Source organism: Aequoribacter sp. (assembly GCF_965659035.1).
Lineage (GTDB): Bacteria > Pseudomonadota > Gammaproteobacteria > Pseudomonadales > Halieaceae > Aequoribacter.
Map to the genome: position 1 here is coordinate 1 of NZ_CBFHWH010000118.1, position 5,268 is coordinate 5,268.

Annotated in this window: 8 protein-coding genes; all 8 read left to right on the forward strand. The window is 53.1% G+C overall.

Going from position 1 to position 5,268, the window contains the following annotated elements:
- Nucleotides 1-197: YbaB/EbfC family nucleoid-associated protein (locus tag ACTF5Z_RS11275; protein ID WP_438985720.1), on the forward strand; the 197-nt coding region annotated here is incomplete at its 5' end.
- A 6-nt stretch (nt 198-203) separates the two neighbouring features.
- Complete coding sequence (gene recR / locus ACTF5Z_RS11280; RefSeq protein ID WP_423853761.1) at nt 204-800, forward strand: recombination mediator RecR; 597 nt, start codon at nt 204-206, stop codon at nt 798-800.
- The gene (rnd, locus tag ACTF5Z_RS11285; protein ID WP_438985721.1) at nt 793-1,914 is read left to right on the forward strand and encodes a ribonuclease D; all 1,122 of its coding nucleotides are present in this window, start codon (nt 793-795) and stop codon (nt 1,912-1,914) included. Before recR ends, rnd begins: the two co-directional genes overlap by 8 nt.
- Nucleotides 1,911-2,174 carry a YcgL domain-containing protein gene (locus ACTF5Z_RS11290; protein WP_438985722.1) on the forward strand — a complete coding sequence of 88 codons (264 nt, stop codon included), beginning with the start codon at nt 1,911-1,913 and terminating at the stop codon, nt 2,172-2,174. Before rnd ends, ACTF5Z_RS11290 begins: the two co-directional genes overlap by 4 nt.
- The gene (locus tag ACTF5Z_RS11295; RefSeq protein WP_438985723.1) at nt 2,171-2,605 is read left to right on the forward strand and encodes a YcgN family cysteine cluster protein; all 435 of its coding nucleotides are present in this window, start codon (nt 2,171-2,173) and stop codon (nt 2,603-2,605) included. The genes ACTF5Z_RS11290 and ACTF5Z_RS11295 overlap by 4 nt, the downstream gene beginning before the upstream one ends.
- Nucleotides 2,577-2,972 carry a hypothetical protein gene (locus tag ACTF5Z_RS11300; RefSeq protein WP_438985724.1) on the forward strand — a complete coding sequence of 132 codons (396 nt, stop codon included), beginning with the start codon at nt 2,577-2,579 and terminating at the stop codon, nt 2,970-2,972. The genes ACTF5Z_RS11295 and ACTF5Z_RS11300 overlap by 29 nt, the downstream gene beginning before the upstream one ends.
- Complete coding sequence (locus ACTF5Z_RS11305) at nt 2,972-4,444, forward strand: vWA domain-containing protein (RefSeq protein ID WP_438985725.1); 1,473 nt, start codon at nt 2,972-2,974, stop codon at nt 4,442-4,444. Before ACTF5Z_RS11300 ends, ACTF5Z_RS11305 begins: the two co-directional genes overlap by 1 nt.
- 139 nt (nt 4,445-4,583) lie before the next feature.
- Nucleotides 4,584-5,268: AAA family ATPase (locus tag ACTF5Z_RS11310; RefSeq protein WP_438985726.1), on the forward strand; the 685-nt coding region annotated here is incomplete at its 3' end.

A 5,268-nucleotide genomic window follows, 5' to 3' on the forward strand; every position in this document is an offset into this window, starting at 1 on the left:
CGATGAACGGTCGACATGACGTGACCGCTGTGGAAATTGACCCGATGGTCATGACCGAAGAAAAAGCCATATTGGAAGACCTGTTGGCCGCTGCGGTGAACGATGCCGTGCGCCGTGTTGAAACCCAAAATCGAGAAAAAATGGCAGAAGTCACCGCGGGAATGAATCTTCCTGCGGGCATGAAAATGCCGTTTTAATACAGCATGAAACTCACCGCAATCGAGACATTAAATCAGGCGCTTCGCTGCTTACCCGGTGTGGGCAATAAAAGTGCGAGCCGTATGACTCTGCATTTACTGCAGCACAATCGTGGTGGTGCTTTAGCGTTAGCACAGGCACTGACAGATGCTGTCGAACGTGTTCAGCATTGTGAGAGCTGTCGCAACTTTAGCGAAGAACCTTTGTGCCAGATCTGCCAGGACTCGCGCCGCGATGCCAGTGTCATCTGTGTCGTTGAAACGCCCTCTGACGTGACTGCCATTGAATCGACCTCGACTTTCAAAGGGCGTTACCATGTGCTGATGGGGCATTTGTCACCTCTAGACGGCGTTGGGCCCAACGACATTGGTCTTGATGTTTTGGAGGCTCGGGTGGCGGCGGGTGGTATCACAGAAGTGATTCTCGCCACATCTTCGACTGTCGAAGGTGAGGCGACCGCACACTACATCGCCAGCATGATGCGCTCTAAGGGAGTGTCTGCGAGTCGTTTGGCTCGGGGTGTGCCGATGGGCGGCGAACTGGATTACGTCGATAGCTCAACCTTAGCACAAGCCTTATCTGGAAGGCGCCCTCTTGATTGATTCAGATTGTATTTGGGTTGCCAGCAGCGATGACCTGGAACGCACGTTGGCGAGCTACCAGTCCAGCCAGGCGGTTGTTCTGGATACGGAGTTCGTCCGAGAACGAACCTATTACCCCAAGCCCGCTTTGGTACAGTTGGCGGGCGCCGGACACATCAGTTTAGTCGACCCTGTCGCCGTCACCGATGCCTCTGCCCTGTCGAGCTTGCTTGGATCAGAGCGTACGCTCAAGGTGGTGCACTCTGGGAGCGAAGATCTAGAGGTGTTTCAGGCGTGGCTTGGCTGCCCGATCAATGGCTGGTTTGATACGCAAGTTGCGGCAGCCCTGCTTGGCTATGGCTATGCGATAGGGTATCGCAACATTGTCGAGACCTTTTTGGGTGAAGAGCTCGATAAAGGTGAAACCCGGTCGGACTGGTTGCAGCGTCCACTCAGTGACAGCCAACTACAGTATGCGATCGCGGATGTTTTGTATCTTGCCCCCGTGTTTGAGCGCTTGTATCAAGAGGCCGAAGCGCTAGGGCGGGTAGAGTGGGTGTTAGAGGAGGGCGCGCGCGCGGTTATGGGCTCGCAGAACGCCTCTTATGACTGTCGCGTTAAAATAGGCAGTGCGTGGAAGCTTCCGGCTCGAGGTCTTTTGGCTCTGATGGAATTGTGCGATGCGCGCGAGCAATTGGCTGTCAGTCATAACAAACCTCGAGGCTGGATACTCGATGACCAATCGATGATGCAAATCGCTGCAGCATTGCCTTCGTCTAAAACGCAATTGCGCCCTTTGCTTTCAGATAAGAGCCGAGGCGCTATTCGCCACGTCGATCGTTGGTTGCTGGCTGTGTCCAGCGCCGTTGACGCACCTGCAGACCAATTGCCTGACCCCGTGGCACCGCCCATGAGTGCCGGTCAGCGACAGAGGATGAAACTCATTAAACAGCGCGTTGTGGGCTGGGCCGCAGAATTAAACATTGCCCCCGAAATTATTTTCAATAAAAGTGACTATGCCTTGTGGGTCCAGTGGCTGGAGGGTGGCACAATATCCATACCTGATCATTGGACGGGGTGGCGGCGTGCGCTGTTTACTGAACGTCTAATGCATGAATTTTCTAGAGGTGAATGAACGTGCTGACGCAAATCTATGCCAGTGACCGCAAGCCCGGGTATTATTTGTATGTCCCCAAAGACGCGAATTTACAGGACTTGCCTGAAGCTTTGATTAAACCCTTGGGGGCACTGCGTAAGTCCCTGCTTTTGATGATCACCCCAGCGCAAAACTTGGCCAACGCGGATCCAGTTAAAGTGCTCGAGTCCTTGGCGGAGCGAGGTTTCTATTTACAGCTCCCACCCAAAGACGACCCCTTAGAGGCCCTTTATTCGTGAGCTGGTGGAACGAGCAGCCACTCGAGGCACTCACGGTTGACCAGTGGGAGGCACTCTGCGACGGGTGTGCCAAATGTTGCCTGCACAAGCTTGAGGATGCCGGTACCTCAAAGGTGTACTACACCAAAATTCGGTGCCAATTTATGAATGCAGACACCTGCCAATGCGAGTGTTACGACCAGCGCAGCGAACGGGTGCCCGATTGTATTGATCTGAAAAAACATGAGGTCTCGAGTTTGCATTGGTTACCCAGCACCTGTGCCTATCGACTGCGCTCAGAGGGCAAGCCCTTACCGGAATGGCACTACCTGGTAAGTGGTGACAGAGATAGCGTGCACAGGGCTGGTGTATCGATTCGTGGTCGCGCAATTTCAGATGAATTTGTTCACCCGGACGGGTACGATGAGCACATCATTAAATGGGTTGAGTAGGTCGGTGCTAGAGACGGGTTCGTACATTACTGCTTTGCTGAGCTACAGTTTGGCCGCTGTTATCGCACTATTAGTCATGGTGTGGTGGTTGGTTAAGCTCGGTTGGGGGCGGTTTTGGATTGCCTTTCTCTTTTGGTTAGGCGCGGCCCTGCTGTTAACGCCTGCCTATGCTAACATGCAGGCGGACACCCTTGCCCCAGCGGTGTTGGTGGCGGTCTTTCAGACGGCATTTTTTGGCGTTGATACGGCGATTCATGCAATTCGTCCACTCGGGGTTGCTATGGGTATAGCCACCTTAGTGGGTGGTACACACGGCCTGATTTGGGTTTGGTTGGGCCGGCGACGAGTCAACATGGAGCAGCCTTAATGCGTATAGTGTGTCAGATCCTATTAGCCTGTTTGCTGGTTGGTTTTGCGCAAGCTCAGGAACCCATCCGGGGTCACCCTGATGTACGCCTGCTGATCGATGTCTCGGGCAGCATGAAGCAATCTGACCCCAACAACCTGCGCGCGCCGGCGCTTGAACTTATTGTGCGTTTGTTGCCACCTGGGTCGAAAGCAGGGGTGTGGTTATTTGGCGACGGGGTGCGCACTTTGCTGCCCCACGTTGTTATTGATGAGGCTTGGCGAGATAAAGCAGTCGAGAGCGTCCGTGTCATTGACAATTCGGGTCAGCGGACGAATATCCCTGCAGCCTTGGACGCCGCTTTGTATGATCTTAACCGTCTGGACCCAGATTACCGAACCAGTGTAGTTTTACTCACAGACGGTAAAGTCGATTTGTCCAGCTCAGCGGTAGCGAACGCGAATGCCGCTCGGATGCTGCTTGAGGAACAAGCGCCAATATTGGGTCAGACTGGCGTACCAGTGCACACGATTGCCTTGTCGAATGAGGCCGATTGGGCTTTTTTGCGCAAACTTGCAGAATCAACTCAAGGGCTTGCAGAAAAAGCTGAGTCGGCAGACTCATTGACACGCGTGTTTTTGCAGGCCCTGGAAATGGTCGCACCGACGGCGCGCGTGCCGATCGAGGGCGGCGAGTTTCAAATTGATGAAGGCGTCTCGCAGTTAACCGCTTTGATTTTTTCAGGTGCTGATGAGCGGGCCAAGGTGGAGTTAATCGATCCTGTTAACCAAGCTTTGGCGCCTGATTCGAATCGCGAAGGGGTGCGATGGTTTAACAACGAAAAATTCTCGTTAGTGACTGTAGATTCGCCCCAACCGGGCCGCTGGCGCTTAGTTGCCCCAAGCAGTGAGGAGAATCGAATTACGGTAATTTCTGATTTGTCGATCGACGTCGATCCGCTGCCGAATTCACTGCCTTTAGATCAGCCTACTGAACTTGGATTGCGCCTAGTAGACCGAGAGGGTGTTATTACCTCTGCGGAGTTGCTTAGCGTATTTGATATTAAAGTTACGATTCAAGACCCAGCGAGTGTAACGGAGGTGATTGATGTTGCGGGGTTGTATCAGATCCCGAGCAGTGGCGAGTATCGCATCGCCATGCCCGCGTTCTCGCTACCCGGCTTGCACAAAATTACCGTTCGAGTCGAGGCCGATACGCTGGTGCGAGAATTACCGATGTATGTCGATGTTCAAGTGCCCACCGAGGCCCCCAAGGTTATTACCAAAGCGGTAGAGTCTCAACCAGCCGCAGGTCTGCCCGTATGGTTGCTGCCTGGCGTGGCGGGTTTGGTGGGGCTCAGTTTGCTCATCTGGGCTCTGCGCTCGTGGCGTGAAGCCGCCAGAAAACGCCGTATCGCCGCCGCCAGAAAGGCGCAGGAGGCGCGTGATGCACCATTGATGGAAATGCGGGTCGACACCGACAGCTCAGATTAGTTTTTAGAGTTTTATCGCGCTTGCATGCCACGCAGACACGAGGTAGCCTCTTGACCCTTCGAACAAACAGACAAACAAGGAATGCTAGGTGAAACAATTCCAAGGTACAGAACGATACGTCGCTACTGATGATTTGAGAATGGCGGTCAATGCCGCCGTAGCGTTACAGCGGCCTTTGTTAATCAAAGGTGAGCCTGGTACGGGCAAAACCATGCTGGCTGAAGAGGTAGCCGAAGGCTTGGGGATGCGTTTGATTCAATGGCACATCAAATCGACCACCAAAGCGCAACAGGGCTTGTATGAGTACGACGCGGTGTCACGCTTGCGTGACTCGCAGCTCGGTGATGATCGCGTTCACGATATTGCCAACTACATCAAAAGAGGTAAGTTGTGGGAAGCTTTTGCCTCTGACGAGCAAGTCGTCTTGTTGATTGACGAGATTGACAAAGCCGATATTGAATTTCCCAACGATTTGTTGGTGGAACTCGATCGTATGGAATTTTTCGTCTACGAAACCGGTGAAGTGATCAAAGCCAAACATCGCCCGATCATAATTATTACCAGTAATAACGAGAAAGAGCTGCCCGATGCATTTTTGCGTCGCTGCTTCTTCCACTTTATTAACTTCCCCAGTCGCGACACCATGCGCGAAATTGTGGATGTGCACTACCCGAATATCAAACAAACGCTGGTTAACGAGGCGCTCGAGGTTTTCTTCGATGTGCGCGACATCCCCGGGCTCAAGAAGAAGCCTTCAACCTCGGAGTTAATTGATTGGCTGAAATTGCTCATGGCCGACGATATTCCAGACGAAATTTTGAAAG

Excerpts from the sequence above, each read along its gene's own strand:
- recR (WP_423853761.1), top strand. The coding sequence starts at position 204 with ATGAAACTCACCGCAATCGAGACATTAAATCAGGCGCTTCGCTGCTTA.
- ACTF5Z_RS11290 (WP_438985722.1), top strand. The coding sequence starts at position 1,911 with ATGAACGTGCTGACGCAAATCTATGCCAGTGACCGCAAGCCCGGGTAT.
- ACTF5Z_RS11300 (WP_438985724.1), top strand. The coding sequence starts at position 2,577 with ATGAGCACATCATTAAATGGGTTGAGTAGGTCGGTGCTAGAGACGGGT.
- ACTF5Z_RS11305 (WP_438985725.1), top strand. The coding sequence starts at position 2,972 with ATGCGTATAGTGTGTCAGATCCTATTAGCCTGTTTGCTGGTTGGTTTT.